Origin of the sequence: Mesorhizobium sp. M4A.F.Ca.ET.022.05.2.1, from assembly GCF_003998845.1 — a bacterium.
Classification (GTDB): domain Bacteria; phylum Pseudomonadota; class Alphaproteobacteria; order Rhizobiales; family Rhizobiaceae; genus Mesorhizobium.
On the sequence record NZ_RZOJ01000579.1, the window covers coordinates 1 to 2,844 of the forward strand.

Consider the following 2,844-nt stretch of genomic DNA (forward strand, 5'->3'; position numbering starts at 1 on the left):
TACGCCGATGATGCTGTTCAGCTTGGCCAGACATGGCGGCGAGTTCATGCGGTAAACGACGATGAACGGCGCGAAGGCCGGGTGTTCGGTCGCGACACGGCGGAACTCCTGCATACCGACGCGGACCCGCTCACGCCAGGGCAGGCTTTCATCGGGGACCACCAGCGCGCTCATCTGCCGATCGACAAGCGTCTCGTAAAGATGCGCCTGCGAGGGGAAGTGATGGTAGATGCTCATCGCCTCGCAGCCGAGCGCGGCGGCCAGCTTGCGCATCGAGAAACCGGAAAGCCCTTCCCGCTCGATCACCTCGAAGGCGGCGTCCTCGATCATCTCGCGGGACAACCGGCCGCGTGTTCGCTTTCTTTTGCTCGATGAGTCCATGGCGGCGCTTGACAACTTACACTGTAAGGTTCATTTTCGGCCATACCTTACATCGTAAGGCTATCAAACACCAGAGGAGAAACAATGTCGACCCATCGCACGCTTTCAAATTCCACCCTTCGCCTGGCGTCCGCATCAATGCTCGCGGCCGCTTGCGCCTTGACCCTGACCTTGGCCTCGGCGCCTGCCCAGGCCGACGACTACGACGCCGCCATCAAGGACATCCAGTCGACCATGGGCGGCGTGCCGAGCTTCGTGAAGCAGTTCCCGAAGGCCGGTCTGCCCGGCGCCTGGGCCGAGGTCAAGGCCATTGAGCTCAGCGACAAGACGGCGCTGCCGCCGAAGGTGAAGTCGCTGATCTCGCTGGCGGTCGCGGCACAGATTCCGTGCAACTACTGCATCTGGTCGGACACGCAGGTCGCCAAGCGCGCCGGCGCTACCGACGAGGAGATCCAGGAAGCGGTGGCGATGGCCGCGATCACCCGTCACTGGAGCACCATCTTCAATGGCATGCAGGTCGATTTCGAGCAGTTCAAGAAGGAGATGGGCGGGGAGTAGGCCGCCGGTGGCAAAGGTTTCGACATGATCGACAAGGCCCGCCGTTCGCGGGCCTTGTCGTCCATTGGTGAGCCCCCTTCCTCCTAATAGCGCAGGTGGCTCGAATGCCTGCCCGCACGTCCTCGGATGTTATCCCCGCAGGCGGTTTTTCGTCGGGCGACGCCCGGCTCGCCCATTGCACCCCAGAGTGGAAACGCCACTGCGAGCCGGGTGAAACCCGGCCGGCCGCCGGCACCGAGCAGCACCGCCTCAACCTGCCCTGCAGGCGGGCGACGGTTCCCGGCTCGCCCCCACGGCGACCCGCGCAGGACTGCCAGCAATTGCGCCAGTTTTCGCCGAGACTGTTTGTGGTCCGGCTAGCCACATCTGTATTTCCCAAGCTTATCCAAGGACATCCGCAGCGCGTCGAAAGATAGACTTGCGATGCACTTGCCGGCTCGATCATCCGACACCTTCAAGCCCGCCAGTGCCGTTGGCCACAAAGCTTTCCCACCGACTGGAGTGCCTGCTTCGCCGCTGCCTGCGACCGCTACGGCCTCGCCATTCCAGGCCGGCGGAAAAAGCCGATCCGCGCGGCTCATGATTAACCAATCGCGAACGAGTGAGGTTAACAAACAGCTAATTTAGTTGACTACTATCCCCACAGGTATATTTTTATATGCGTTGGGTGTGCAATTTGGGCGAGCAAGATCGGCGATGGTGGCAACCAGACGCGTGATCGCGATTCACGGGGCATAGCAGGCTGAGCGGCAACCAATAAGCCGTACAGTACAGCTCCCGCAAACTCAGACGTTTTTACGCACATCATGGGTGATGGCACCTTTGGCTGACGCCGGGGTTCGCCACGGTTTCAGGACTTGGTCGAGCCTTGCCCGACCGGGGTGGTGGTGTGCGTGCCGCGTAAGGGGAAGTCATGAGCAGGATTATGAAGGTCGTGAAACTTGGCCCGGGGGCTGGCCGCAAAGGCGCCAATGCCGATCGTGGTCGTGCGCTGGTCGCCGGTGGCGCGGGGTTCCTGGGTTCGCATTTGTGCGACAGACTGCTGCTGGACGGATACGAGGTCGTCGTCCTCGACAACTTCCACACCGGGAAGCGCTACAACCTCAACGGCATGCATCGCGACCCGTTCTTCACCTGCATCAAGCACGACATCGTCGATGTGCTGCCGATGGACCTTGCGGTCGACGAGATCTACAACCTCGCCTGCCCCGCCTCCCCGCCGCATTACCAAGCCGATCCGATCCATACGTTCAAGACGAGCGTGCTGGGGTCGATCAACCTTCTGGAGCTCGCCCGTCGCCACAAGGCCAAGATCTTCCAGGCTTCGACCTCCGAGATCTACGGCGACCCGCTGGTGCATCCGCAGCCCGAGAGCTATTTCGGCAACGTCAACACGCATGGCCCGCGCTCCTGCTATGACGAGGGCAAGCGCTCGGCCGAGACGCTGTTCTACGACTATTCGCGGACATACGGCATCGACGTCCGTGTCGCCCGCATCTTCAACACCTATGGCCCGCGCATGCAGCCCGACGACGGCCGCGTGGTGTCGAACTTCATCGTCCAGGCGCTGCGCGGCGAGGACATTACCGTCTACGGCAGCGGCACGCAGACGCGCTCATTCTGCTTCGTGGACGACCTCATCGAAGGCTTCATCCGGCTGATGAACGCCCCGGCGGCGGCAGCGCACCCGGTCAATCTCGGCAACCCCGTCGAGTTCACCATCATGGAGCTGGCGGAGCTGGTCGTCGGTTACACGAACTCCCGCTCGCGCATCGTGCACCGGCCGCTTCCGGTCGACGATCCGAAGCAGCGCAAGCCCGATATTTCCTTCGCCAGGCAGCATCTCGGCTGGGAGCCGAAGGTCGCCTTGAGCGAAGGCCTCGCCCACACCACGGCGTATTTCGA

The 2,844-nt window shown here is 62.4% G+C and carries 3 protein-coding genes; 2 read left to right on the forward strand and 1 reads right to left on the reverse strand.

All coding sequences use genetic code 11. The annotated features are described in order from the left end of the window. The coding region (locus EN745_RS33015) for a TetR/AcrR family transcriptional regulator (RefSeq protein ID WP_245487896.1) at positions 1-330 on the reverse strand (330 nt) is incomplete at its 3' end. Between the two features lie 135 nt (positions 331-465). Between EN745_RS33015 and EN745_RS33020 the strand changes: the two genes are divergently transcribed. Next, positions 466-939 carry a carboxymuconolactone decarboxylase family protein gene (locus tag EN745_RS33020; protein ID WP_245487897.1) on the forward strand — a complete coding sequence of 158 codons (474 nt, stop codon included), beginning with the start codon at positions 466-468 and terminating at the stop codon, positions 937-939. 913 nt (positions 940-1,852) lie between these two features. Next, on the forward strand, positions 1,853-2,844 hold a 992-nt coding region (locus EN745_RS33025; RefSeq protein ID WP_145992277.1), incomplete at its 3' end, for a UDP-glucuronic acid decarboxylase family protein.

Coding starts and splice junctions, on each gene's coding strand:
- EN745_RS33020 (WP_245487897.1), top strand. CDS start 466: ATGTCGACCCATCGCACGCTTTCAAATTCCACCCTTCGCCTGGCGTCC.